At 39.7% G+C, this 25,619-nt stretch carries 24 protein-coding genes and 1 other annotated feature; of the genes, 4 read left to right on the top strand and 20 right to left on the bottom strand.

The features are described 5' to 3' along the window. Positions 1 to 169 precede the first annotated feature (169 nt). A complete protein-coding gene (locus tag ACCB35_RS10535) occupies positions 170 to 3,334 on the bottom strand; it encodes an SNF2 helicase associated domain-containing protein (protein ID WP_374056814.1) in 3,165 nt (1,054 codons plus the stop codon). 809 nt (positions 3,335 to 4,143) lie between these two features. On the opposite strand from ACCB35_RS10535, the gene ACCB35_RS10530 reads away from it, so the two are divergent. After that, entirely contained in the window at positions 4,144 to 4,761 is a 618-nt protein-coding gene (locus tag ACCB35_RS10530; RefSeq protein ID WP_374056813.1) for an acetate uptake transporter, read from the top strand. A 116-nt stretch (positions 4,762 to 4,877) separates the two neighbouring features. On the opposite strand, the gene ACCB35_RS10525 is transcribed toward ACCB35_RS10530, so the two are convergent. The 7 genes from ACCB35_RS10525 to ACCB35_RS10495 all read right to left on the bottom strand — a co-directional run bounded on the left by ACCB35_RS10525 (position 4,878) and on the right by ACCB35_RS10495 (position 11,275). Next, positions 4,878 to 5,018: a hypothetical protein gene (locus tag ACCB35_RS10525; RefSeq protein ID WP_374056812.1), complete on the bottom strand. Its 141-nt coding sequence runs from the start codon at positions 5,016 to 5,018 to the stop codon at positions 4,878 to 4,880. Positions 5,019 to 5,086: 68 nt separating this feature from the next. Then, entirely contained in the window at positions 5,087 to 6,001 is a 915-nt protein-coding gene (locus ACCB35_RS10520) for a ferritin family protein (protein WP_374056811.1), read from the bottom strand. Between the two features lie 79 nt (positions 6,002 to 6,080). Next, a complete protein-coding gene (locus ACCB35_RS10515; protein WP_374056810.1) occupies positions 6,081 to 7,043 on the bottom strand; it encodes a GNAT family N-acetyltransferase in 963 nt (320 codons plus the stop codon). Positions 7,044 to 7,388: 345 nt separating this feature from the next. Then, positions 7,389 to 8,249 carry a permease gene (locus tag ACCB35_RS10510; protein ID WP_374056809.1) on the bottom strand — a complete coding sequence of 287 codons (861 nt, stop codon included), beginning with the start codon at positions 8,247 to 8,249 and terminating at the stop codon, positions 7,389 to 7,391. 113 nt (positions 8,250 to 8,362) lie between these two features. Beyond that, the gene (locus ACCB35_RS10505; protein WP_374056808.1) at positions 8,363 to 8,683 is read right to left on the bottom strand and encodes an ArsR/SmtB family transcription factor; all 321 of its coding nucleotides are present in this window, start codon (positions 8,681 to 8,683) and stop codon (positions 8,363 to 8,365) included. Between the two features lie 151 nt (positions 8,684 to 8,834). Then, positions 8,835 to 10,082 carry a tyrosine--tRNA ligase gene (gene tyrS, locus ACCB35_RS10500; RefSeq protein WP_374056807.1) on the bottom strand — a complete coding sequence of 416 codons (1,248 nt, stop codon included), beginning with the start codon at positions 10,080 to 10,082 and terminating at the stop codon, positions 8,835 to 8,837. A gap of 268 nt (positions 10,083 to 10,350) precedes the next feature. Next, positions 10,351 to 10,559: a binding site (T-box leader), on the bottom strand. A gap of 56 nt (positions 10,560 to 10,615) precedes the next feature. Next, entirely contained in the window at positions 10,616 to 11,275 is a 660-nt protein-coding gene (locus tag ACCB35_RS10495) for an O-methyltransferase (protein WP_374056994.1), read from the bottom strand. A 229-nt stretch (positions 11,276 to 11,504) separates the two neighbouring features. Between ACCB35_RS10495 and ACCB35_RS10490 the strand changes: the two genes are divergently transcribed. Further along, a complete protein-coding gene (locus ACCB35_RS10490) occupies positions 11,505 to 13,112 on the top strand; it encodes a ribonuclease J (protein ID WP_374056993.1) in 1,608 nt (535 codons plus the stop codon). Positions 13,113 to 13,192: 80 nt separating this feature from the next. On the opposite strand, the gene ACCB35_RS10485 is transcribed toward ACCB35_RS10490, so the two are convergent. From ACCB35_RS10485 to ACCB35_RS10475, 3 genes are read right to left on the bottom strand one after another with little or no spacing between them, the layout of a single operon-like run. Beyond that, a complete protein-coding gene (locus ACCB35_RS10485) occupies positions 13,193 to 13,489 on the bottom strand; it encodes a putative quinol monooxygenase (RefSeq protein WP_374056806.1) in 297 nt (98 codons plus the stop codon). 24 nt (positions 13,490 to 13,513) lie between these two features. Then, positions 13,514 to 14,149 carry a nitroreductase family protein gene (locus tag ACCB35_RS10480; protein WP_374056805.1) on the bottom strand — a complete coding sequence of 212 codons (636 nt, stop codon included), beginning with the start codon at positions 14,147 to 14,149 and terminating at the stop codon, positions 13,514 to 13,516. Positions 14,150 to 14,175: 26 nt separating this feature from the next. Next, entirely contained in the window at positions 14,176 to 14,610 is a 435-nt protein-coding gene (locus ACCB35_RS10475; protein ID WP_374056804.1) for a MarR family winged helix-turn-helix transcriptional regulator, read from the bottom strand. A 179-nt stretch (positions 14,611 to 14,789) separates the two neighbouring features. Between ACCB35_RS10475 and ACCB35_RS10470 the strand changes: the two genes are divergently transcribed. Next, positions 14,790 to 15,845, top strand: coding sequence for an iron-containing alcohol dehydrogenase family protein (locus ACCB35_RS10470; RefSeq protein WP_374056803.1), 1,056 nt, complete (start codon positions 14,790 to 14,792; stop codon positions 15,843 to 15,845). A 132-nt stretch (positions 15,846 to 15,977) separates the two neighbouring features. Here ACCB35_RS10470 and ACCB35_RS10465 read toward each other — a convergent pair whose 3' ends face one another. The 8 genes from ACCB35_RS10465 to ACCB35_RS10430 all read right to left on the bottom strand — a co-directional run bounded on the left by ACCB35_RS10465 (position 15,978) and on the right by ACCB35_RS10430 (position 23,265). Next, a complete protein-coding gene (locus tag ACCB35_RS10465; RefSeq protein ID WP_374056802.1) occupies positions 15,978 to 16,169 on the bottom strand; it encodes a hypothetical protein in 192 nt (63 codons plus the stop codon). 63 nt (positions 16,170 to 16,232) lie between these two features. Next, positions 16,233 to 16,967, bottom strand: a complete 735-nt coding sequence (locus tag ACCB35_RS10460; RefSeq protein ID WP_374056801.1) for a hypothetical protein — start codon at positions 16,965 to 16,967, stop codon at positions 16,233 to 16,235. Between the two features lie 29 nt (positions 16,968 to 16,996). Beyond that, entirely contained in the window at positions 16,997 to 18,361 is a 1,365-nt protein-coding gene (locus tag ACCB35_RS10455) for an NAD(FAD)-utilizing dehydrogenase (RefSeq protein ID WP_374056800.1), read from the bottom strand. A 157-nt stretch (positions 18,362 to 18,518) separates the two neighbouring features. Next, positions 18,519 to 19,745, bottom strand: a complete 1,227-nt coding sequence (locus ACCB35_RS10450; RefSeq protein ID WP_374056799.1) for an MFS transporter — start codon at positions 19,743 to 19,745, stop codon at positions 18,519 to 18,521. Positions 19,746 to 19,758: 13 nt separating this feature from the next. Beyond that, complete coding sequence (locus ACCB35_RS10445; RefSeq protein WP_374056798.1) at positions 19,759 to 20,805, bottom strand: ArsR/SmtB family transcription factor; 1,047 nt, start codon at positions 20,803 to 20,805, stop codon at positions 19,759 to 19,761. A 141-nt stretch (positions 20,806 to 20,946) separates the two neighbouring features. Further along, the gene (rlmN, locus tag ACCB35_RS10440) at positions 20,947 to 22,017 is read right to left on the bottom strand and encodes a 23S rRNA (adenine(2503)-C(2))-methyltransferase RlmN (protein ID WP_374056797.1); all 1,071 of its coding nucleotides are present in this window, start codon (positions 22,015 to 22,017) and stop codon (positions 20,947 to 20,949) included. A gap of 160 nt (positions 22,018 to 22,177) precedes the next feature. Next, positions 22,178 to 22,816, bottom strand: a complete 639-nt coding sequence (locus tag ACCB35_RS10435) for a FusB/FusC family EF-G-binding protein (RefSeq protein WP_374056796.1) — start codon at positions 22,814 to 22,816, stop codon at positions 22,178 to 22,180. 182 nt (positions 22,817 to 22,998) lie between these two features. Then, on the bottom strand, positions 22,999 to 23,265 hold the full coding sequence (locus tag ACCB35_RS10430; protein ID WP_374056795.1) for a CD3324 family protein: 267 nt from the start codon (positions 23,263 to 23,265) through the stop codon (positions 22,999 to 23,001). 327 nt (positions 23,266 to 23,592) lie between these two features. On the opposite strand from ACCB35_RS10430, the gene ACCB35_RS10425 reads away from it, so the two are divergent. Continuing rightward, a complete protein-coding gene (locus ACCB35_RS10425; protein ID WP_374056794.1) occupies positions 23,593 to 24,138 on the top strand; it encodes a GNAT family N-acetyltransferase in 546 nt (181 codons plus the stop codon). Between the two features lie 129 nt (positions 24,139 to 24,267). On the opposite strand, the gene ACCB35_RS10420 is transcribed toward ACCB35_RS10425, so the two are convergent. Further along, positions 24,268 to 25,527: a helix-turn-helix domain-containing protein gene (locus tag ACCB35_RS10420; RefSeq protein ID WP_374056793.1), complete on the bottom strand. Its 1,260-nt coding sequence runs from the start codon at positions 25,525 to 25,527 to the stop codon at positions 24,268 to 24,270. Positions 25,528 to 25,619: the final 92 nt, after the last annotated feature.

The raw sequence follows: 25,619 nt of genomic DNA, 5'->3' as shown, positions 1-25,619 counted from the left end.
TCACAAGCACCTTGAAAAACTTTATGAGATAAAACTTTCTATTCTTTCCCATTTATCTTGCTTATTTATTAAATATTTATTCGTTCAATGTGAGCCTTCTTTGTGAGATCCAAGAGGAATAAATAAAAGGTGAAGCTTCATTTATATAGAAGCTTCACCTTTAAATTGACTAAAACGATAATATTTCTCTAAGCTCATCTTCCGTCATGGAAGAAACGATTTTATCTTCAGGGTCAATCACCTCTTGAATGAGGTGTCTCTTCTTTTCTTGCAGCTCATTCATCTTTTCTTCAATGGTTCCGCGTGCGATGAGCTTGATGACCTGCACTTCATTTTTTTGTCCCATGCGATGGGCTCTGTCCGCTGCCTGCTCTTCAACAGCAGGATTCCACCATGTATCATAGAGGATGACTGTGTCAGCACTTGTTAAGTTAAGTCCCGTACCTCCAGCTTTCAATGAAATAAGAAACAGGTCGCGCTCGCCTTCGTTGAATCTGTTGCACATGCCAACCCGTTCTTCAGAAGGCGTTGCTCCATTAAGGTAAAAGAAGGTCCGTCCTTTCGCTGAAAGCTCTCTACCGATGAAATCAAGCATTTTAGTAAACTGTGAAAAAATCAACACCCTTCTGCCTGCATGTCTTGATTCTTCCAAAATCTCCATGAGCTGAATAAATTTAGCCGATGTTCCCTGGTAGCCCTCTACAAATAAACCTGGATGACAGCATATTTGTCTAAGCCTGGTGATACCAGCCAGAATTTTGATTCTGTTTTTCCTCAACGTATTTTTATCCAGATGCTTAAGCGTATCGTGACGAAGCTTGGCTAAATAAGCAGCGTACAATTCCTTTTGAGATGGCAACAGTTCCGCTGATTCCATGATCTCCTGTTTTACCGGAAGTTCTGATAACACATTTTCCTTCATCCTGCGCAGGACAAACGGCCGAATTCTTTTGGCAATGTCTTTTTTTGTAAGACGACTGTAATCCTTAAGCCCTCCAAATAATCCCGGAAATACTACGTGAAAAATTGACCACAGCTCTTCGAGCGAGTTCTCAACAGGGGTGCCGGTTAATGCGAAACGGTGATTGGCTTCAATCTTCTTTACACTTCTTGCTGTTTGCGTTATTGGATTTTTAAACGCCTGAGCCTCATCATAAAAGACTGTGTGAAATTTCTGATGCTCGTACCACTTGATGTCACTTCGAAGTAACGGATAGGAAATGATAATCACATCTACGTCTTTTAATGCGTTCTGCTTCTTCATTCGTTCTGTTTTATTTCCATCCATTATTACTGCCTCTAATTCTGGAGCAAACTTTGTAATTTCACTTTGCCAGTTATACATGAGGGACGAAGGACAAACAATCAGAACCGGAAGCTTCTGGGTCCTAATTTCTTCTAACTCCGAAACGATAAAAGTAATGCTTTGGACAGTTTTCCCTAACCCCATATCGTCGGCTAAAATCCCCCCCAAACCATAAAAGGCCAGGGTTTTCATCCATTGATAACCGTTTTTTTGATAATCCTTCAACAGTGTGTTCAAGCTTGGTGGAACGGAAAACTCCATACTACCGGGGTTCATGATATGTTGTAGGAACTCTTTATATGATTCCCCTAATTTGAACGTGTGGGTCACCTCAACTGAATCCAGTAATTGAATACTTTGATGCAATGGCAGCTCAAGCCCCTTGATTAAATCATTTTTTTCCGCTTGTGACGTATGGAGGAAGCGCTGGATGTCCTGAAACTCTTTGGATTCCAACGACAGAAGAGACCCGTTTCGCATCCGGTAATATTTCCGTTTTTCTTCTAATGCCTCAAGGATCTCCATGATCTGCCGGTCAGGAATCCCATCCATCTCAAACTTGAATTCCAGCCAGTTCATTCGTTCTTTCATCACCTTGACCCGGATTTTTGGACCATTATTCCCTTTAGAGACACGGCTTCTCACTGCCGTAGTCGCATAGATTTGGACAAGCCCCTGAATCTTCTCCACACCGTAGGTTAAAAACTCATATTCTAAATCTTCATTTTGTAAAAAGTAACCCCCTTCTGTTTTTCCAAAAGAGAACTCTTCCATTAATTCAAGGATGGTATCTTCTTTTTCCACCTCTCTAATCAGTAAGGAACCCGAGGGTGGTTCGCGATTTTCCAGTGGGTGAATGACCACATGTTCGTAATGAAATTCAAGACCCGCCAGCAAGCGATTCTTTACCCTGTCCAGATACAACTTTGCAACAAGCGGCACCCTTTCCAACCTTCTGGAAATTCCGTCCGGGATTGTGACTTTCCCCAATTTCTTTAAACCTATCGCTACTTTTTCTAAAAAGACGCCAATCTGGGGCTGAGGGATGGGTATCCAATCTGTACCGGAATTAGTGAGGAGGCGCTTTAATTCAGAAAGGCGCCTGCAGTCCCTGATGTCCAGTTGGGTCAGGGTTCCTTCATGAAACGCGGCCTGATATTCATCTAGGACAATGATGTCTTTTAACCCGGTAATGTGTAATCGGTAACTGCCGTTCTCACTTTGCTCAAATTGGAAGTTCAATGGAAGAGGGACACTCATTAACTTAATCCCCTCTACTGTGTGGTGGCCTTGCTCTACTTTAACTCCTGATGCCTTTATAAGTAATGGTAAGAGCCTCTCCCATGATGAGGGTGGTATGAGTAATTGTTCACTTTTGTTCACATCTGTTAATGAGTATATTGCCTCTCCCTGGACCACTTTAATAAGCTGTTGAATCACAGCATCGGTTTCGATTTCAAAGCAATGAACTTGTTGATTGAAAAGGAATGAGTCTGAAAGATGGAAGGGAACTCCTTCTTTGATGGTTTGTAGAAACTCTCTAACCTGTTGAACCTTGATAGAGTGTATCGTTAATTCAATCCCTATAATAGCTTCACCTGTTTTTAGGGTTACAGGCTTAATCAATATTTCACATTGCAGGACTGATCTGTTTTCAAAATGCCTCTGCTGACCGGTGGATCGTATGGGTTCATCCTGAAACAGGGTGAAAAATTCTTCTGTAACTTCCCTTACTTGTGCATCTCCCCGACGCTGCTCATTATGAATCGCGAGCAGGACGGCTGCAATATGTTGACAATCTTTATCAAACGATGCCAGTTTGGGGCAGCTGCACGTTGCGTGGATTTCTCCATTCCTTCTCCCTGATACGGTTACGTGGAAATCTTCCTCTCCCTTAACGGTCGCTTCACAATAATTCGAACGGAATTCGCCCATCTTCACTTTATTGGAACGGTAATATCCCTCTCCTCTTTTGAAAGAAACGGTACCGCATCGATCTTTTATAAGTTTTTGATGAATTGCCTTCAAGTGTCTGGTTCCTTCCTGGAAATGTTTATATATGTTCCCTGATTGGACTTCTTCAATAATCTTATGATAACAACATTAGGCAAATTTAGAAACCGAACGACACCGATTACTATATTACTAGAAACGTATATTCACGAGGTTATCTACATAGACTATAAGGGAAGCGATCCAAAATGAAAAAAACCGAACTATGAGGCCAGTCATAGTCCGGAATAATCTTTTCGGAGCCACCTACTTTTCAATATGATTCAACAACGAAATGATGAAACTTCCTGCTTGAAATATCAGCATGAAAATAAAGTAGTTCTCCACCACCCTCACCCCCTTTTTTGAGGATCGCTGTGTAAAATATTTGTCCCCTTTTGATATGTATGTAGGATAGACTCAATTCATGCGTTTTTTTGTTGTGAATTGAATGTACGATAGGAAGGCAGAACTCCCGGATTATCTTTTTCATGATAATCCGGGAGTTTCTTAACTTTTGAGAAGGTTTTTGATGAATTTTCTTTGGTTGAGTCGTAACTCTTGGTGAAACCGACTCTTTTGAGAGGCTTTAAGAGCTGGATTAGCGGATGAGAAAAATTTTATCAGCGAAATTTTAAATATATCAGCGAAATCCAAAATATATCAGCGAATTCTTGATTTTATCGGCGAAAACCAAAATATATCAGCGAAACCCATTGTTAGAACGAAACTACACCTAAAAAACCAACTTTTTTTATGAAAGTTATGCTTACATAATATTTTCTATTGCATACGGAGACTTTTTTATGTAAATTAGTCAAGTATGTTTAATAGGAGGTATCATCATGAATCAAACACAGAACACTCAACGAGTTCAATTAGTAACTGCCGATCCATCTGCTCTTGGACTTTTTGGATTAGCTATGGTTACCCTTGTCGCTTCTTCAGCGAAACTTGGATGGACAGATGGAGTTTCATTTGTATTACCATGGGCGATTTTCCTTGGTGGAATTGCACAGTTGATCGCAAGCTTTGGAGATGCAAAACATAATAATACTTTCGGATCCACTGCATTTGGAGCATTCGGTTTATTTTGGCTCGGAGTTGGAACATCCTGGTTAATTTCATTCGGTGTGTTTGGAGAAGCAGCGGCTGCTGCAGTTGATCCACACCAATTGGGTATTGCGTATATCGGATACCTGATTTTCAGTATTTTCATGACCGTTGGCGCCATGGAAACACATAAGGTCTTATTCATTATTTTTGTCCTTATTGATTTCTTATTTATAGGGCTTTCACTGTCTACACTTGGGATTGCACCTGAATCCATGCATAAATTAGCGGCCATTTCTGAATTGTTCATTGCATTATTCAGCTTCTACGGCTCTGCTGCGAGTGTGTTGAACACCCACTTTGGGAAAGAAACACTTCCAGTAGGAAAGCCATTCGGGATATTCAAGTAAATGAAGAAAGAGATAGATGAAATGCTCATCTATCTCTTTTTTCATTATTTTTTCAACACGGGAATCAAGATATCAAAATGAGGGTCCTTCAAATCCCGGTCACTGGGGTATCTTTCTTATTTAATGGGAAGAGCATCGAAGTATTCAACGTTCGGTCCTCTATAAGGATCGTATTCACTTTCTTTTAACCATTGATAAATACGGTGATAGGTAAGACCGATTTTTCGTAATTTAATGATTTTTCGCGGTGCCATCACACGACACTTTACCCATCAGCAACCTCTGAAACCAATGCCCCCCAAAACAACCCAAACAGGTGGTCTCGTCATCTAGCTAACCCTCTCTCGAAAGCAGTTAAATGATTCTGTGATGCATTTCTCAATTGTGTAAAAACAACTCTTACATCTTGAGGAAGATTGTAAGTCAGAAATTTATTATACATGGCTATATTATCAATTTCACCCTGTACCCCTGCTGCGTATGCACTCTTAATCGAATCCGGAGTTGAAGTATAAGCTTGAGAATTATCTTCAGGCAATGGCATACCATATCGTTGGAAAAGGGTTTGCAAAGCTGAAATATGTCGCAGCTCGGCCTCTTTAATTCTTATGAAGGTTCGAACATTACCGAAATTCTGTATGATTCGATCGTATCTTGCCTGAGCCAGGTATTCATCCTGCATGGCGTAAACGAGCATTTGAGGAACAGTGAGTGAAGTTGCATCAAGTGCTCCTTTTGCGCCGTAATTCATTTGCCTCTCCCGTCTCCAACTTCCTTGGTTCTTCATAAAGAAAAACAAAAACCAAACGGCATGATTTTGTTCATCTGCAGCAGCTCGACGGAATGCTTCCTTTATATAGGTATCTTTTGCTCCATCGGCAATCTCTAAATAAAAATCAACCGTTTCTTGCTCGTCATTTATGGCAGACTCAAGACCTCTTTTGTATGAAGCAGGACAACCTTCTTGCAATTGAGGAGTGTGAGAGACTCCTGTTATATTCGTATAGATATCATCGAAAGCTTTTAAATGGCGCATTTCATCATTTCGGATTTCTCTAATTCGATCTTTCTCTTCTACAGTTGGTGCCAATTTAGCAAGTGTTTCATAACACGCGATCGCACTATACTCTCCGTTTATTGCCTTTTGTATGTCTTTTATCAGTGAATCATTCTCCTGAACCCGTGAGTAACTATCTAAATAAAAGGGTTTGTATTGACGATAAAAATCATAAGGATTCATATGGAAAGACACCTCTCTTATTTCTGTCATTAAGTATCTTATGACTTACATCTAATGTGGGTGTCTGGAGAATTATTCTTTACTTCATCTTATGTACTACTTCATACGCATCCAATAGATCCTTTACCAAAATATTATTGATCCTCATTCCCTCCGTCTCACAATCTATCAACCTGACATCATTTAGATTGCAAGCTTTAAACTGGCTTCCTTTAAGGTCGCAACGCTCAAATCTCACAGGTTCATTCTCTTCTCCAAGAGTCGTGTCATGAAGATACACGCCATCCAAAGTCACATGGGCGAATTCACTATGTGAAAGATTCAAATCAGCAATCAGGGCTTTTTTGAGATTAATATTTTGAAAGCGGGATTCGCTTAGATTGCAATTACTAAATTGAACCCCTATTAATTTACTGTTGCTAAATGTGGAGTGACTCCCGTCAATACCATAGAAATCCGTCTCCGTCACGTTGCTATGTTCCACTTGCAACCGAGAAAGGTCAACTTGGCTCAAGGTATTACCTTGGATGTGAATATCCCTCGTCTCACCCTCTTCTGTTGCATCAAGCTGTAACCTTTTCTCATAGCAGAATTCAACTTCTGATTCAAAGACTTTCTTGTACCCCATCTTCTCGTAAAAGGCATGATTATTCAACTGCCTGCTGGATGTCTCAAGCTCCCACGATTTCACCTGTGAAAACATCTCTTCTATAAATTTTAAGGCAGCTGACCCAATTCCTTTCCCTTGGTAATCTGGATCAACAAAGATACGGTCGATTCTTGCATGTCGCTTTCCCTCTAACGTGACAATTACACCACCAACGAGCTCCTCGTGATAAAGGATTTTAAAATAATTCAATTCATGGATCATATATTTTCCCATCTCCACGGAGTCGTAGCCCGGCGGCTGGATATTGTAATCGACGTCATTCTCTGAAAATGAAAGCCATCTTTCTTTTTCAGCATCAAACACTTTCCTCTTTATATCTGTAAGGATTTCTGCATCTTGTATTCTTGCTTTTTCTATTGTGATTGCATTCATTTTTTTCTCCTCTTTATTTATTATCAATGGCTCAAAAGGCAACAGACCTTCACTGATATACTAATCTTTTTACTTTTGTTCAACCAACATTTTCTACCACCAATTCATTTTATCAGATTTCATTATATGGAAAATTATAACTTAATTATATAGGATTGTCTCAAATTGAATATTACTTAAGCACAAAAAAAAGCCCTGCATTAGAAAACGAGGGCTTCATTTTTCATTTTGACAACATTCTTTCTTATCATTTTTATCTTTTACTTCTATCAGCTTCACTTTACAGCAATCCTTCTGTTCCTTCTGTCCAATCAAACCTTTTAACCATTTCATTTGCCCACCTCCTTATATAAAGTAAAATAAGAAACCCGACATAGTAGACATGATAAGTACAGAGCCAATAAAAGCTATCACAAGCTTCTTCTTAAAAATGCTATGGAGTAATGTCATCTCCGGAAGGCTAGCTCCTGCTGATGCAATCATCAAAGCCATTACTGGTCCCAAGGCCATTCCTTTAGCAATAAGAATATGAGAGATCGGAATCATTGTAGATAGTCGAATATATAATGGAATTCCGATAATCGCAGCTATCGGAACCAGCCACCAATTCTCTCCTCCTAAATAGGTTGTAATCCATTCTTCTGGAACAGAACCATGAATAACCGAACCAATCCCTGCCCCGATAATAAGAAATGGATAGACATTTCTCATAAGTGTAAGTGTTTCTCTTATCGCTTTCTTAAAGTCAATACCATTCTCAGGTGCTGAGAAATTTTCTACCATAACATTTTTTAATTGTCTTTCAAAACCAAATGCATTCAGCGCAAATCCGATAATAATAGAAAAAGAAGTGGTTAAAAATGTATATGCAATGGCTACTTTCCATCCCAGTAAATAGGTCATCAAGGACAAAATAGTTAAATCCAGTACAGGTGAGGCAAAAAGGAAAATCATCACAATGGGAAAACGAACTTTGTTTCGCAATAGATTTACGACAATAGGAATGGTTGAACATGAGCAAAATGGTGTGACGAATGCGAAAGCAACAGCAATCAGAGCACTCAACAGAGGATGGCTTCGATCCATCAGCTCCTCCATCCTTTTATAAGGAATAAATCCTTGAAGTAAATGAATCACAAAGGATATTCCAACAAACAGCGCCGTTAACTCAAGGGCAATGGTGATAAAATCTTTCAATATAGTCATTTTGACTCCCTCCATTTTTGTTTAATCAATTTTTTTTGATTAATTGTCGGAAATTATATATCAATTTTTTTTGATTAATAAATCATAAGATGTCACCATGCAAATTAATCACTTTATTCACGCCTAAACAAGCAGCAAAGTTGTTCTGATAACAAGTGATTCAATTCAGTGTGATTTAATGTATAGTAACTCCATGTGCCCCGCGTTTCTTTCCGGATCAACTCAGCGTCCATTAAAATCTTCAGATGGTAGGAAAGTTTAGATTGGGGTAAGTCTAATTTATCCGATAAGTCACATACACACACTTCTCCCATTTCAGTAATTTGGTGCAGGATAAATAACCTTTTTTGATCTGCTAGTGCCTTGAATTTTTTTTCATATTTACTGAAGGTTGAATCCAGTGATATATCTTTTAATGGAATTTGTTTATTCATGCTATCTGCTCCTCTTAAATCAAATTTATTTGATATAATCTTACTATATGCAAGATCTTCCATCAAGTCAACTATTAAATCAAAAATATTTGATTTATTCAAAAAAACGAAAGCCATCTATTCTTGTTGATTAGACGACTTTCATACGGAGTTACATTATTCTCAGCTTTTTGTACTTCCTCTTCCCTACCTGCACAATCATCCCATCTTTAACCGCTACTTCTAATTGCATATCTACAACCTTTTCTGAATTGATTCTAATACCTCCATTTTGAATCATCCGTCGCGCTTCACTCTTTGAAGCTTGCATATTTAACTCAACAAGTAAGTCGATAATTGACACTCTACTATCACCCGTCCACTCTATCTCTGGAATGTCATCAGGAAGTGCTCCTTTTTGGAATACTTCCTTAAAATTGTTCTCAGCTTGTGCGGCTGCTTCTTCTCCGTGGTACATGGACACGATGGTTTTCCCTAAATGTATTTTGGCATCTCTAGGGTGGAATGTTCCTTCGATTAATTCCTTCTCTATTTTCGATTTTTCATCTAACGATAAGTCCGTTATCAGGTTGAAATATTTGATGATCAATTCATCCGGAATCGACATCGTCTTCCCAAACATTTGGTTAGGATCTTCATCAATCCCAATGTAATTATGTTTTGATTTTGACATTTTATCTACGCCGTCAAGTCCTTCAAGTAAAGGAAGTAAAATGACCACTTGTTTCTCCTGGTTGTAATGCTCCTGAAGATGTCTTCCCATCAACACATTAAATTGTTGATCCGTCCCGCCAAGCTCCACATCACTTTCTAATGCGACGGAATCGTATCCTTGCATCAACGGGTAGAAAAACTCATGAAGCGAGACTGGCTTCCCTATTGACAATCGATTCGAAAAATCGTTTCTTTCAATTAATCGGGCAACCGTGATCTTCGATGATAAATGAATCACATCTTCAAGATTCAATGATGACAACCATTTGGAATTGTAATGAAGCTCCACCTTCTCTTTGTCGAGGACTTTCCCAAATTGCTCAAAGTAAGTTTGGGCATTTCTCTTCACCTCTTCATCAGTCAGCTGCTTCCTAGCAACAGACTTGCCGGTTGGATCACCGATTTTACCAGTGAAATCCCCGATGATGAGCTGAATGATATGACCGTTTTCTTGGAACTGCCTCAATTTGTTCAAGACAACCGTATGCCCCAGGTGAACATCGGGAGCGGTTGGGTCTAGGCCAAGCTTGACTTTCAATGGTTCTCCTGTCGCAATTGACTTGACGAGTTTTTGCCTTAATTCTGCATCTGGTATGATTTCATGAACTCCATTTTTGTATAAGGCTAACTGCTTTTCTACTTCTTCCTGCTGATCTAGTGAAAGTGATTCCCATTTGTGTTGCATGAACATTCCTCCTTGATTGATATGTTTGTTTTGTTTGAATATTTGTCAGTTTGATCGTGATCATTTTTATTTCGCTGATATACTCCTAATTCCTTTGATAAATCGATCATCCTTCTGATATATTTTGATGGCAGAAGTCGAATTTGTTATTTCTAAACGTTATATCACGAAATTCGCCGTTAAAATAAACATTTCGCCGTTATATTTCAGATTTCACCGTTATCCACTCTCCTCAACAATAAATCACACCAAAAAACCACGCCCCTAAAAAAGGGACGTGGTTAACGCGGTACCACCCTCATTGAAGATTTCTCTTCCACTTCATTCGGATAACGGACCGGCCGTTCTTTGCTACTAAGGGTTCACAGAGAATGTTTAAGGAGGTAATTCGCGCTTATCTTTGTACTGATTCCCACCAGCCATCAGTTCTCTTTACCAGGGAGATAAGTCACTACTCATTCCTATCATGACATGTACGATTATGAATTTTCATTTATTTTACAAAAGAATGCCATAAAATACAATATGAATTTTCAACCTTTCACAATCCCCATCATAAATCCGTCGTATCCTTTAGTCCCGACGGTTTGGACAACAGTAGAATCAATTCGGGGCTCTTTAGATAACATATCAACAAATTGGCGAACACCCTGAACGCTTTCATCTTGGGTGTTTTCATTGATTACTTTTCCACCGCGCACCACATTATCTGTAATAATGACAGCTCCGGGTTGTGAAAGCTCCAGTGCCCATTTTAAATAATTGCCATTGTTTCGTTTGTCTGCATCGATGAAAATAAAGTCAAACTTACCCTCAATAGTCGGCAACGTATCCAAGGCAGCACCTACCTTAATTTCCACCATATGATCCATTCCGGCATTTTGAATGTTTTTTGCGGCGACTTTTGCATGCTTTTCGCTATATTCCAATGTTATAAGATGTCCGTCCTCGGGCAGTGCACGCGCAAGCCAGATCGTACTATAGCCTCCAAGAGTCCCGATTTCCAATATGCGTTTCGCTCCTTTAAGCTGTGCAACTATAGATAGAAACTTCCCTTGATTCGGAGACACATCGATTGCAGGCAGTTCTGCTTCACTATTTGCTTTTAGTACAGAGTCCATAAGTGGATCTGATACTTGAAGTTTACTCGTGAAATATTGATCAACTTCTGTCCAAGTATTTGTTGATGTCATCATTATCGCTCCTTAGTGAGTATCAATCATAAATAATAATAGCATAATTTACCATAGAAATGATTACTTTACGCTATTCTATAATCTCTCTAAATAAAATCTTATATGAAACCTACCCATTCGGGCATAATAACCAAAACAATTTGTCTTGGAGGGTTCATTCTTGCAAACCAATGATCAGGCATTATCCATTTTTGCACTAGGCGGAATCAATGAAATCGGAAAAAATATGTATGTCATACAACACGGTGATGATATTGTCATCGTTGATTGTGGAGGCAAGTTTCCTGATGAAAGTCTCTTGGGCATAGACTTGATTATTCCTGATGTTACTTATCTGGAAAAAAACAAAGATAAGATACGAGGATTGATCGTCACTCATGGTCATGAGGATCACATAGGTGGCATTCCTTATATTCTGAAAAAAATGAACATGCCTATTTACGCTACACATTTCACCCTGGGACTGATTGAACTAAAATTAGAAGAGCACAGGCTAATAAGAGATACAAAACTTGTAACCATCGACTCAAATTCCAACCTGAATTTTGGAACAATCGATGTTTCGTTCTTCAAGGTCAGTCACAGCATTCCGGATTGTTTAGGTATCGTTTTTCATACGCCGGAAGGAAATGTCGTACATACTGGAGACTTTAAATTCGACTTAACCCCTGCCAATCATCAATACTCAGACATTCATAAAATGGCCAGGATTGGGGATGAAGGGGTATTGGTCTTACTTTCTGAAAGCACGAATGCGGAGCGGAGCGGCTTGACCCCTTCTGAACAAATGGTGGGGAATCATATGGATGAAGCGTTCCTGAAAGCCACTGGAAAGATCTTTGTCTCAACCTTCGCTTCCAATGTCAACCGGGTCCAGCAGGTGGTCGATGCTTCCATTAAGACAAATAGGAAACTGGCATTATTAGGAAGAAGCATGATCAATGTTGTTTCAGTCGCCATAGAACGGGGATATTTAACCGTGCCTGATGGGATGCTGATTGATGCCCGTGAAATTGATGCATTACCTCCCGAAAAGGTAGCGATTTTATGTACGGGAAGTCAAGGGGAGCCTATGGCTGCACTGGGTCGCCTATCCACTGGAAGTTTCCGTGACGTCTACGTTTATCCGGGTGATACGGTCATACTTGCCGCATCGCCTATTCCAGGGAACGAAAAAGACGTATCACGTATTCTGGATAATTTATTTCAACTTGGTGCCCACGTAATTTACGGAAGTGGAAGCACTACAGGCATGCACGTGTCAGGACACGGATATCAAGAAGACTTAAAACTCATGCTTACGTTAATGAAGCCGAGATATTTTATTCCTATACATGGTGAATACCGAATGCTGCATCATCATCGGATCCTGGCTGAATCGGTAGGAGTAGAAGCTGGAAATACTTTTATTATAAAAAATGGGGAAGTCGTCGATATTGAAAATTCCGTTGCCCGGCAAACGCGGACCATTCCTGCAGGGGATACCTTTGTAGATGGATTGAGCGTCGGAGATATCGGATCAATTGTTTTACGGGATCGAAAACAACTTTCTGAAGATGGAATGCTTATCATCGTCATTACGCTTAGTAAGTCCGATCACACGATTATTTCTGGACCTGATACCATTTCACGGGGATTCGTATTTGTACGAAACTCAGAAGACCTCTTAAAAGACGTAAACCATCTCGTTAAAAAAGTAGTAGATGAATTATCTGCAGAAAATATTCGGGACTGGAAAGAAATGAAACAGGCGATCAAAAAAGACGTAGGGCAATACCTATTCAAGCATTTGAAGAGAAAACCTATGATTTTGCCAATCATTATTGAGGTGTAGTCGGAAATGCCGGGTGCTTATGTGCCTGGCAATTTCCAATAAAAAAGCACCCAACCAAAGGTCAGGTACTTTTCAATCCGTTATTTCTCTACCTTGTTTCCTTCATAAATCGTCACATCTAAAGGAGCCGCTAAATACTCAGGCGCACTCCCCACAAATGAAGTGAAATGCTCACTCGCATTGTGAATCTCAACGGCAGCAGTATCCCTCCACACTTCTACCATAGTATAGACACTTTCTCTTTCAGTATCTTTCATTAAGTCATATGAGATATTTCCCTCTTCTGCTCTCGATGCTGCTACAAGTGGGCGAATCTCTTCTAAAAATGCTTGTTCTTTGGTTGGATTAATTTGAAATTCCGCATGAATAATAATCATATACTTTCTCCTCTTTTCTTATTTTTATTTCCATTCTGTGATGGACTCTACTGGCAGGCGAACAGATTTGTAGCCTGCATCTGCCGCTTTTCCGATTGAAATCAGCATGACTGGATAGTAACGGTCTTTGTCCATACCATATGCTTCAGCAATTTGGTCCTTCTCATATCCACCGATAGGATTTGTGTCATATCCGTGGGCCCGTGCAGCAAGCATGAGTTGCATGGATACTAAACCTGCATCGATGAGGTTCATTTCCCTGAATTGTTCAGTTGTCATCATTTGTAGTAATCCTTTAATGGATGGTAGCTGTCTGTCTCTTACTTCTGCAGGCATGTATCCTTCTTCTACTGCTTTATTGTAAATCTCATCCGCATAATCAAGGCTGTTCATATCTACAAATACCGCAATCACTGCAGAAGAAGTTTTGACTTGCGTCTGATTGAATTTCGCAAGAGGTGCAAGTTTTTCTTTCCCTTCTGGACTATCGATGACAACAAAACGCCATGGCTGCAAGTTTACAGATGATGGTGCAAGAGTGGCTTCGGTTAGAATCTCTGTCATTTCTTCTTTACTGATTTTCACAGACGGGTCATAATTACGAATGGAACGACGGCCTGTGATGATTTCGTTAAAGTCATTGATTTTTGTTTGATTCATGGTGCATTCTCCTTTATGAGTAAAATCTAGTATTCAATGTCCTGTACATTATCCTGAATACGATTAAGCATTTCGGATAAAACCGAACGTTCTTCTTTTGTAAAGCTTTTAAAGACTTTAGAAATAAAGATCTCTTTCTCTTCACGATAAGCTTCTATTTTCTGACGGCCTTCCTCTGTCAACCGGACAAATGTAAACCTGTTATCATCAGGGTTCTTACGGCGGGAGACCATCCCTTTTCCTTCAAGTTGCTTTAAGTGTCTCGTCACGGCTGCACTATCAATATTCACTTCTCTTTGTAGAGCCGTTTGACTGATTTCTTCCACTTCAAATAACTTGTGCAAAAGATCCAAACGAGACTGACTGATTCCGGTACAGCGCTCAAACTTAGGACTCATTTGCTTATATATATCATTCAGTTGAACGATTATCTTCTCTTCTTCACGGCACGGGTTGGACAAAAGCATCCTCCTTTTTATTAATTGATGGGTCAATCATTGACCTGTCAATTAATATAATACATGTGGGTTTACAAGTCAAATATTTGGGTCTTGGGAGAAAACCCTAATGATTTTAAAGGAATCCATCTGACAAATGTGGAAAGTGTAAAGTGATTGAAAAACGAAAGGAGAATACACCCATGACAAATACGGTTACAAACATTCCGATTCCATCTATTTTAGAAATTGGCTCTGACGTGTTGTCACGGTTAGACGTTATTTTAAAAAGGCATCCGTTCTCCAACGCTATCGTTTTATTTGATGAATTCTCAAATACCACTTTAAAAAGCAAAATCGAAAACGCTTTGTCCCATCTCTCGATTGAGTGCGTAAAGCTGGATGACACAATGGATATCCATGAATTGCTTTCCTCTGCATTTTCTTGGAGCCGCTTTGATGTCGTTATCGCAGTAGGAGGTGGAAAAGTTATCGATTACGGTAAATATGTTGCTTTTTCCAGAAGAAGTCCGTTCATATCGATTCCAACTGCCCCTTCAAACGACGGGTTCGCAAGCAGTAACTGCTCTTTAATGGTTGATGGTAAGAAGACGACTGTCCCTGCCAGGGTTCCATATGGAATCATCGTCGATTTAGATATCATCAAGCACGCACCGGATCGCTTTATCCTGGCAGGGATTGGCGATCTCATGTCGAATCTGACAGCACTATATGATTGGGAGTTTGAAGAAAAAAACGGGGTTGGGTATGTAAATGCCTTCGCCTATATGCTTAGTAAGAAAGCTGTTAACAGCTTTATCCGGACACCGATGCATGAATTAAAAAATGAAATCCTTCTTAAAGAATTAGTCAGTTCCTTGACGATGGGAGGGATTTCGACTGTCATAAGCGGAAACAGTGCTCCCATCAGTGGATCGGAGCATTTAATCTCTCACAGTCTTGAAGTCATTTCCAAAACACCGCAAATGCATGGGGTTCAAGTAGGCATCGCCACTTATATCATGGCAAAAGTTCAAGAGCATAGAATAGAACGTATCGAAAAAGTTTTTTCACGTACTGGTTTTTTTGATTATGTTAAAACAATCGGATTAATAAAGGCAGAATACAAAGAAGCTATTTTAATGAGCACATCGATTAAGCCTAATCGTTATACCTATTTACATGATTCCAGTTATCGACAAAGAGCTTTGGAGATTTTAGATGATGACCCTTTGTTACAGGAGATTTTTGCTGAGTGAATGTGAAAAGACCAGGTAATGAGGGAATGTCCTCTGTTACCTGGCCGTCTAGGTGCACCATTATTTCAGAAACGCTAACTCGTTCATGTCACATGAATGAGTTTACCATCAGGAATTTCATAGAAAACAGACTTAGCCCTTTGGCTGGTCTAATGCTTGATAAGCAGCCTGATATTTCCCGCCTTCTGCCACCTCTGAATGATACAATGCTTTAAGAGCAAATGTGCGCTCTAAATTCATCTCATCCATTAACTCTTTCAAGCGGTTTTGCAGCTCTTTATTGTCCCTGATCAGCTGTTTCATTTGTGATTTCATATATTTCATAAGGTTGTAGCTCCCCTTTACTTTGCGAACAATTCTTCAAGTATAACACTGATGTTTCAAGTACTAAAGGGATTTCTTATTAAACACCCTATTCCTATCCATCACTTCACATCCATTAGCTTGGAACGTTCGAATCATTGGGGTATTATGAATACTCGTACCCCCTATATAATATGTTGCATGAAACTCTGATTCCAGGAGACTGAGAGCCAATTTATGAAGAAGTTTGCTTTTCCCCTTGCCTCTTTCAACAGGAATCAATCCGAAATAAAACAATCTTCCCTCATCTTTCGTTCCCGGTTCAATATGGGGCATCATCACACCAATCCCCTTATCCCCTTCGTAAACTGCAATACAGGAATCCTTATAATGTGCACCCAACTCGGTTTTCACAGCTTTCATATGTTCACCCATTGATAAGAATGAAGGGGGATTAAGGGAAGATTTCATCGATTCCAGCCAAATATGGATAAACTCATTTTTTGAAATCATATGTAAATTTTTCAAAGTAAAAGAGTGTTCGACTTCCGATTTCTCAAGCTTTTTATACACTGTCAAAAATTCATCAACCAGGTCATATCTTTTTCCCTCTAAATACTGATCCACTTCCCTGGAGAATGTATGATTCACAAGAATCTTCAAGTTAGACAGGGAATGATAGGGCGGTGTCTGATCCAGATAGTTGACGAGTTCTTTCAGTTCTGAAGGGGTCAATTCATTCGTATCCTCGATGGTCGCATAATTGTCACCTTGAATGATTTTCACTTTTTCGAGGAATGACTTTTCTTGTTCATTCATTGCCGAGTTCTCCCTTTCTGTGTTTACCATTAACTGGTAAATCCTATTTTTCCCAGATGTTTCCCCAAATAAATGCCACTGGCCGCTGCTTGTGATAAGGAATGGGTTTCTCCAGAGCAGTCACCGACCAGGTACAGATTTGACACATCTGTTTCAAAGTTTTCATCCGTAGGTAATGTAGGTTCATAAAACTTTGCATCCAAACCGTACAAAAGTGTATCAGGGTGTATAGTCTCCCCGATGAGCTCTTCCACAGAAGCTAAAAACTCCTCGAGCGCCATCACATACAATTCTGGAACCTCTTCCCGAACATTGCCACATTCCCCATTGAGGGACGGACCTACCAGATTCTCCTCCAACGTTTCTGTATTCCTATGTAACTTGAAATCTTCCAATCTCTGAACGACTATCCGCTCTCGTTCTTGATTAATCCCTCCTATGATGTTCACTGCAAATTCCATTGCTTCATCATGGGATTGAAAATAGCGTGGAACGAATAAGCTGAAGTTCAGATTCGCACTTGGTGTATCTTTTTCTCGAGCATTTTGTCCGTCTGGCATCACCAATCCATGCTGGTGTTTCCGTATGATTCTCCCTCGTGGATTCATACAATAGGTTGTCGCTCTGAATGAGTCCCTCTCAATTTTCAGCTTCGTTTCAAAAGTATCTCCTAATATCGATTCAAGCTGATCACCTTTCATTTCCACACGAATCCCCATATCCAATCGTGTCTTACCTGGAAGTAATCCAAGTGATCCAGCTTGCTCTTTTAGCCATGTGCTGCCGCTCATTCCTGTACCGATGATTAATTTTCCCGTCGTAAAATCACCGATATTGGATTTCAAGCGAAAGCCATCTTCATTCTTAAATATTCTTTCAACATGAGTTTCGAAACTGAACATGATACGGTTTTTCATCACTTCATACATCTTTTGAAAAATTTCATTCGCTAAGCGTGTTCCTAAATGACGCACCTCCGTTGAAAGTACCTTCATGTCTGCCATCTGGGCCCTTAATGAAAGTTTCTCATTTTTCGTACTATAGGTAGGAATGATGTCACCGCCAAACTCACAGAGAATATCGTCGACTTCCTGCATCAAATCAAATGTGGTTTGTTCTCCAATTTTCCTTCCAAGCTCTCCTCCGAAATCATTCGTATAATTAAATTTCCCTTCTGATTTCCCAAGACCTGCAAATCCAATGTATTTACTGCACATTCCTTCACATGTACAGACTCCCACTTCATCTAAACTGCATGTACGTTCTCTGAGTTCCTTGCCAAGATCAATCATGTGAATGGAGATATGTTCATTGTGCTTCATCAAGGTGTAAGCGAGAAACACACTGCTCACCCCTGCCCCGATGATGGTGATGTCGTGATGATTCGATTGCATTCTCCAATCTCCTTTCTTAGTCGTAATTGTGGTTGAACCACTTTATTTCGAAACGATAAAAATTGATCTTTCTTCATTCCTCTTTCTATTACCGTTCACTAAAAATGAGTTCCATTTCCATCCTATCATAAAACAAAATTGAGGAAGGTCCCTCCCTCTATTTTTCTTTTAAACTATGATGAAGGTATGGTATGGAAGCAAGTGTTGAGATGGCTCCAGCTAGAACGATGGTCAGGTCTGTACCTATTGCTTCAGCCAGTATTCCTGCAAGGAATGCTGCAAGGGGCATGAATATCCATGTCATTAGTCGGCTTGTGGCCTGGACTCTTCCCAATAAGTGATCGGGGGTCAATGTTTGCCGGATCGTGATGATACAAGGGCTCATCATCGAAGCACAGAAGGTTCCGACTGCATTCATGATCATTAGGCCGAAATAAGAGTCCAGCAAACCGAAACACAAGATGGAAAGCCCTCCGACGACTGATGAGGTAAATAGGATCCCACGATACGAAAACCGCTTCCGAAAGAGGGATGAGGCTACCGCACCTGCAATGGCACCGACTCCCCCCATTGAGAGTAACCATCCAATCATGACAGTATTTAATTGAACGGAATCTTTTAGATGAAAGACCAGTAAGGTAAGGAACAAAGTAGTCCCGAACACAGAAGATACCATGGCCAGATTGGTGTAAAGGATCGGCTTGGTCTTAGCAACAAATTCAAATCCTTCCCGCATCTCCTCCCAAATGGAATACTTTAAGGAAACTCCCTCCTTCACTTTCATGCGAAGACTCGCAATGGCAAGAAAAGAAACAAAGAAGCTGATGCTGTTTACCAAAAGGGCATATCCCGGATTAAAAAAGGAAATGATCAACCCTCCTAAACCGGGTGCCAAAAAAACCGCTAAATTGAATATCCCTGAATTCAATGAATTGACAGCCTGAAGGTCTTCGCTTCTCACCAGGCTTGGTACTGAAGCAAATTGAGATGTATTATAGATTTGGCTTAATAATCCGATACCAAACACAACGGGATATACCATCCACATCTCCAGTACCTCCATGATAAATAGAACACCGGTCATCCCAACAAGGATGCATCGCCCTAAATCACATAGCAAGAGCAGATGCTTCCGTTTATATGTATCCGACATGATGCCTGCGAAGGGCTGAAATAGAATCGGCAGCCGTTCTAGCGCTGCCACAATCCCCATACTCACAGGTGATCCAGTGATCGTTAATACCATAAGTGGAATCGCGATTAAATAAATCTGATCCCCGAAAAATGAAATCAGATTCCCACCCATAAATCTGAAAACGGGATAGTTTCTCTTTAAAGGCGGGAAATCATCCACTTGATTGAGTCTGACCGCACGTTCTCCCATATCTGATTCTCCTTTAATAATCAGTTAAATATTGCATCAATTCATTCGATAAAGTTTGAACAGCATTTTCTTTCAAGCGATACTTACCGTCCTCTGTTTCGACGAGTCTTGCAGACCTGAGAATTTTCAAATGGTGATGGACCGTGGACTTCCCCATGTTCAGCTCATTCGTGATTTCCTGGAGTGTACGCTCTGAGCCCTTCAGAAATTTCACCATTCGGAGGCGCGCTTCATCACCAAGGGCTTTATGCTTCTGGACCAGAAAATTGCTTGGCATATCCTTATCATCCGGATAGATGCTTTCATTTGCTACAGGGTAATAAAACACCTTGACCCCTTCAATATCGCCTTCAACGTTCCAAGGGCGGTAAATCATTTGGGGGACAAGCAGAACTGTATGTACGCTCGGCTCGGGCAAGTAAGTGATACCGCCCGTTGCCCATTCTACTAACGCCTCGGACTTTAGATTTCCACTCATCTTTTCCTTGGACTGTTTATCCCTTCCCAGTATTTGAGATAGTTTCTCTTTTTGAGGAATTATCACTTCTTTATACCACCCGGTCATGACGCTCTTCAGATGGTTCCTAAGGTCATGAACATTTGTGGTACAGATGAAATCAATATAATCCGGAAAAAACGGGTTAGCCTCTGTCTGCGTTTTCAATCTGTTTCGTGATGACTCTTCTCCTTTTGAAGCAAGCGTTCGAAGTTTTTGAAATTTCACTCCTATGTAAGGGATGCAGATAAATCTTAGTTTTTCATCGTCCAACTCATCGAGAAACATGACGAATTCAGATAAACCTTGAAACTCTTTTTGATGCAACAAAAGGAGTAAGGATTTCCACGTGTTATTCTTTCCAACAAATTTCAAATCCTCTATCAATGGTTCAGATAAAGATTTCTTTAACCTGTCCCAAGATTCTTTTGGTTTTTCTAACGTATCAATAAGCTTTTTATTTGTCACTGCAGCAATCCCCAAAGCGCATTCCCAAAGAAGGGAAGCCTCAATCCTAATCTCATACGTCTCTCTTTTCCGACTGGTCAAATGGAGCACATCCATATAGAAACACCTCATTTCCAAAATTTGTAGCTTACAGACAATTCTACACTTATAGAATCTTTAATTCAATAAATTTCGAATATAATAAACGAAAAAAGCACATAAATTCCACTTAGGAATCTATGTGCTCCATAAAAAGTATTAAGATTTAACCTTATCCTTCTTGATTTGCTTACTTCTCAATTGACCGCAAGCTGCATCGATGTCCGTCCCTTGTTCCACACGGACTCCACAGTTGATTCCATGTTCAAGTAATGTACCGTAGAATTCAACAATCGCTTCTTTCGTACTTCTTTGATATTGGTTATGCTCGTCAACTGGATTATAAGGAATCAAGTTCACATAAGAAAGATGACGCTTGTTCTTTAACAATTTGGCTAGCTGTATAGCTTCTTCTTTATGGTCATTTACATCACTCAATAGAATATACTCAAAGGTGATGCGTCGATTGGTCTTTTCTAAATAGTAATCAATGGCTGGCATTAATTTCTCTAAAGGATACGCACGGTTGATTTTCATGATCTTGGTACGTAATTCATTGTTTGGTGCATGCAAGGAAACAGCAAGGTTAATTTGAATATTTTCGTCGGCAAATTTGTAAATCTTATCTGCCAGGCCACTTGTGGAAACGGTAATGTGACGAGCTCCGATAGAAAGACCTTTTTGGTCATTAACCACTCGGAAGAAGTCCATCATGTTATCATAGTTATCGAATGGTTCACCTATCCCCATTACGACGATATGACTGACACGTTCTCCATTTCCTGCTTCATCCAAATGATGTTGGACGTTCATGATCTGTTCTACGATTTCTCCGCTTGAAAGATCGCGGTTCTTCTTCAGCAGTCCACTTGCACAGAATGTACAACCGATGTTGCACCCGACCTGGGTCGTCACACACACACTTAGTCCATAATTGAATCGCATTAAAACTGTTTCAATTAAGTTACCATCTTCAAGCTTGAACAGGAATTTAATTGTGCCGTCCTTGGATTCCTGTTTAACCTCTTGAGTGAGTGTATGAAGATAGAAGTGATCGTCCAGCAATTGTACACACTCGGCGTTTAGATTCTTCATATCCGAAAAGTTCGTCACTCTCTTTTTATATAACCAATCCCATACCTGAGCCGCACGGAACTTCTTTTGACCGTGTTCGACCAGCCATGCTGTCAGTTGATCTAATGTTAATCCGTATATGGATTTCTTCTCCATTTAAAACCCTCATTTCGAAACTCTACAATTTTCTACTTATCTATACTACTTAAAGTATGGCAATGTTTCAAGGGATTTATAAGTGTTGAGAAGAATTGGAATTCCGTAATATAGTATAAATACAATGAAAATACGCCGAGACTCTACCCAGCGCATCCTTCTAATGATTGATTCTTTGAATGAAATCAACCAATTTCTCTTTGTTTTTGAGCTTTTCGTTACACTCATCACTATCCTGGCAGATGTAATTCCCTTTCTTCACAAAGGTTCCTTGAGAAGACGTTTTTGATTCAGACATGTAAAACCCGATGCTTCCAAAGGTATTGCAAATCGTGCACATTCCTTTTTTGCTCCTGCTTTTAAAGGTACCCTTGAATCCTTTCAATTTACCCTCATGCTCAGCGACGATATATTTTCGCTCCTGCCCGTAATCATTCCAGCCCAAATAGGACAGATCCCTGAAATCGATGTTTTCCCAATCAGGAGTCTTTAGCTTTTTCACTTTCGGGAATAACTTTTTCAATGAGGCATCAGTTACAGATGGAAATGGAATGACATAAGGTTTTAATCCAATTAAATAATCCTCCGCCTGATCAGAATCCCGGATATTCACAATAGGTTCTAGTATATTCTGTTGAGCTTGAGACAGTTCATCGAACACATTTGTCACCTTATCTTTTACAAGTCCCTTCAACGCTTGAAGTACACCAAGATCATTCACAGTTGAATACCCATTGATCAGCACCTGAGTCTGATACATAATGAAATTATATTGATCATTTCGAATAAATGGTTCCATGTTAATCGCTCCTAGAAACATTTGTCATTATTCTCATCTTAAATGGTCTGTTCAAGACGAGTCAAGGAGCACAGGAATTCCGTGCAACCTCATTCATACTATATACCGGTACTCGATATAATGATAGGTAGAGTTTGGTTCAGAATCAATCTATACATAATAAAAAGCACTGACATAATCCATCAGCGCTTTCTATACACTATTTTCTTAATTGTTTCTATTGAAAGATAATAATGTTCGGATAATTCTTGAATCGTCTTCCCCTTCAAGAAAGCCTCTTTGATTTCAACATTTCGTTCATCAATTTCTTTTCTACTACCAGAACGGCTTCCCCATTTCTGGTGTTTCATCTTAGGTTTAGGTATATAGAGGGTTTCCCCCTGAATATATTTCTGGATTTCAACAAGAAGCGATGGTGGTAAAACACTCTCCGCTTTCACATATTTCAATTCAGTCAGCCCCTTATTTTCTGATTAATAAAGTAAATAAGGTGCAAAGCCGACTTACTAGAAATGAACTTTAAGGGCGATCAGTCAACGTCCATCCCATGCAAAGTATCGCCTTTCTAATAGTAGGCTTTGCATGAGACGCTTGGGACTCTGGTAAGATTGTTCTCATTACCATGTCACCACCTCCTTTAAGCTGTACTTCATTTTCTTCTATTATAAAACAAATACTGTTGAATCACATTAGGATAAACAGCCTTACTTTAACTCCTCCCTATAAAGAAGCATCATATGGTATAATCTTCTAAATATCCAAAAGGAGAGGATCCCATGTTTTCATTTACTGTAGATCAAGAAATCTCGATCGAGCTATTTCAACAGCACCACAAAGAGGAGTTATACGAACTGATCGATTCAAACCGGGATCACCTTCGTCAGTGGCTCCTTTGGGTCGATAAACGCCGGTCCCCTCAGGACTTAGAACACATTATTCCCCTTTGGATTCGGAATTACGCGGATAACAACGGATTCGATGCCGGGATACGCTATCAAGGAAAGTTAGTCGGCATGATCGGGTTGCATTATATTGATTGGAAAAGCAAGAGCACCAGTATTGGATATCTCCTTTCGGAAGAAGCACAAGGAAAAGGGATCATTACACGTGCCGTTACTTCTCTCTTGAACTATCTATTTATTGAAATGGATCTCAACAGGGTAGAAATTCAATGTGCCATCAACAATAAGAAAAGCATCGGCATCCCTGAACGATTAGGATTTACGAAAGAAGGAATCTCTAGAGATGGACAATGGTTATATGATCATTATGAGGATCTTGTAACGTATAGTTTATTAAGGCGAGATTGGGCTAAGTCTTAAGGGGCCATCTTTCCAAGGGCGACTCTCAATGAGAATCGCCCTTCTATTATCTTCACAAATATCTTAGGGTAAGACTATCGTCCCGGCAATATTCATGCTTTATATGAATGGACGTCAACCACTGCCGTATTAAATAAAAATAATTTCTTTTGTCCCTCTGTATTCTCTTGGAGAAAGTCCTACATATTTTTTAAAAGTACCACTAAAATAATTGGGCGTATTGAAACCAAGCTCTTCAGCAATGTACTCAATTGTATGGTTGGTATGACGCAAAAGCCAAACAGCACGCTGAAGACGAACAAAAGTGACGTATTCAACAAAATTGCGCCCTGTTTCTTGTTTGAAAATCCTGCTGAAATACGGAACACTAAAATTAATCTGTTCAGCTACTTGTTTTATGGAAAGGTTATCTGTACAACAGTGAGCTATATAGTCCGTACATTTTTGAATCTGCTGGTCCTTTGTGATTTCTTCATAATAACGAAGGGATAGCCTCTCATATGGTGACGTACGACGGGCTTTATATGCTTCCCGATATGAATGATGAAGGAGAAGTGGTTCTCGATAGATGGACCCTACACCAATGTAAATATGGATCCCATACTCCCTTTCTAATTCCTCAATTGCATCAAGTATACTGGCTTCCCCTTCTTTCCAGTGTTTTAAGGATCCGTAGTTAGAAGGAATCCGAATGAGCATTAGTAAGTGTTTGCGATATGATAGGAAAGATACCCCCTCTAACTGAAAACCCTTTCTTAAATGTTCTTGAATAATTGTAGATGCTTGCCCATCCTGCCCTTCTATCCAGGATGGGCATCTGGTAAACCCCTGTATAAAACATATCACATTTGGCAGCCCATCAATTGGAAAAAGAGATCGGGACTCAATCAATTCCTCTTCAGATTTTATCTCACCGGAAAGTAATCTTCGTAAAAATGCTTCTTGAAAAGGTGACGTGTGATGGTTCCCTTTCTTTGGTTCCTGATGAAGCCCCCTGAATAATTCATCGTCACTGGCCAATACATAAGCCTCACTTGAAATACTCCTTATAACTTGTTTTAACATTCGCATAAATTTGTGTTTTTTTACAGCCTTGACTAGTAAACTACTTAATTTCAATTCAATTGCAAGGGGTGAAGTATATAATAATGATGGTTCCAGCAAAGGAATGATTTTGCATTCTTTATTACGTTTATGAAATCGGTGTATCTTTACCCAATCAAGCCATGTGGTTACTTCGAAAATTGCTATATGTATATGAGCTGGTTTTACTTCCTCCTCCACCAGTGCAATGTTTCCCATAAATCCTTCGGTAATCCAGTCCTCCAGCTTTTCATATTCCAGTTGATCTTTTACGACTAGCTTCATTGCATACACTTTAGCTTCCATCCGCCTTTCTAAGATATACATGTCCTATTTTTATCTCAATTATAGAATAAAAATTAGATTATATTAAATATTTGTATATTTCTGATAATTTA

It is taken from the genome of Rossellomorea sp. FM04394, assembly GCF_041889765.1.
GTDB classification, from domain to species: Bacteria; Bacillota; Bacilli; order Bacillales; family Bacillaceae_B; genus Rossellomorea; species Rossellomorea aquimaris_B.
Note: the sequence above shows the minus strand (reverse complement) of the source record. Positions and strands in the feature narration are given on the sequence as shown.

What these genes read in the sequence shown, in the direction of transcription:
- ACCB35_RS10520 (WP_374056811.1), bottom strand. Translation starts at nt 6,001, where the DNA reads ATGAATCCTTATGATTTTTATCGTCAATACAAACCCTTTTATTTAGAT.
- ACCB35_RS10530 (WP_374056813.1), top strand. Translation starts at nt 4,144, where the DNA reads ATGAATCAAACACAGAACACTCAACGAGTTCAATTAGTAACTGCCGAT.
- ACCB35_RS10510 (WP_374056809.1), bottom strand. Translation starts at nt 8,249, where the DNA reads ATGACTATATTGAAAGATTTTATCACCATTGCCCTTGAGTTAACGGCG.
- tyrS (WP_374056807.1), bottom strand. Translation starts at nt 10,082, where the DNA reads ATGCAACACAAATGGGAATCACTTTCACTAGATCAGCAGGAAGAAGTA.
- ACCB35_RS10515 (WP_374056810.1), bottom strand. Translation starts at nt 7,043, where the DNA reads ATGAATGCAATCACAATAGAAAAAGCAAGAATACAAGATGCAGAAATC.
- ACCB35_RS10485 (WP_374056806.1), bottom strand. Translation starts at nt 13,489, where the DNA reads ATGATTATTATTCATGCGGAATTTCAAATTAATCCAACCAAAGAACAA.
- ACCB35_RS10425 (WP_374056794.1), top strand. Translation starts at nt 23,593, where the DNA reads ATGTTTTCATTTACTGTAGATCAAGAAATCTCGATCGAGCTATTTCAA.
- ACCB35_RS10465 (WP_374056802.1), bottom strand. Translation starts at nt 16,169, where the DNA reads ATGAAATATATGAAATCACAAATGAAACAGCTGATCAGGGACAATAAA.
- ACCB35_RS10490 (WP_374056993.1), top strand. Translation starts at nt 11,505, where the DNA reads ATGTATGTCATACAACACGGTGATGATATTGTCATCGTTGATTGTGGA.
- ACCB35_RS10480 (WP_374056805.1), bottom strand. Translation starts at nt 14,149, where the DNA reads ATGAATCAAACAAAAATCAATGACTTTAACGAAATCATCACAGGCCGT.
- ACCB35_RS10450 (WP_374056799.1), bottom strand. Translation starts at nt 19,745, where the DNA reads ATGGGAGAACGTGCGGTCAGACTCAATCAAGTGGATGATTTCCCGCCT.
- ACCB35_RS10445 (WP_374056798.1), bottom strand. Translation starts at nt 20,805, where the DNA reads ATGGATGTGCTCCATTTGACCAGTCGGAAAAGAGAGACGTATGAGATT.
- ACCB35_RS10470 (WP_374056803.1), top strand. Translation starts at nt 14,790, where the DNA reads ATGACAAATACGGTTACAAACATTCCGATTCCATCTATTTTAGAAATT.
- ACCB35_RS10460 (WP_374056801.1), bottom strand. Translation starts at nt 16,967, where the DNA reads ATGAATGAACAAGAAAAGTCATTCCTCGAAAAAGTGAAAATCATTCAA.
- ACCB35_RS10505 (WP_374056808.1), bottom strand. Translation starts at nt 8,683, where the DNA reads ATGAATAAACAAATTCCATTAAAAGATATATCACTGGATTCAACCTTC.
- ACCB35_RS10495 (WP_374056994.1), bottom strand. Translation starts at nt 11,275, where the DNA reads ATGACATCAACAAATACTTGGACAGAAGTTGATCAATATTTCACGAGT.
- ACCB35_RS10420 (WP_374056793.1), bottom strand. Translation starts at nt 25,527, where the DNA reads ATGGAAGCTAAAGTGTATGCAATGAAGCTAGTCGTAAAAGATCAACTG.
- ACCB35_RS10435 (WP_374056796.1), bottom strand. Translation starts at nt 22,816, where the DNA reads ATGGAACCATTTATTCGAAATGATCAATATAATTTCATTATGTATCAG.
- ACCB35_RS10455 (WP_374056800.1), bottom strand. Translation starts at nt 18,361, where the DNA reads ATGCAATCGAATCATCACGACATCACCATCATCGGGGCAGGGGTGAGC.
- rlmN (WP_374056797.1), bottom strand. Translation starts at nt 22,017, where the DNA reads ATGGAGAAGAAATCCATATACGGATTAACATTAGATCAACTGACAGCA.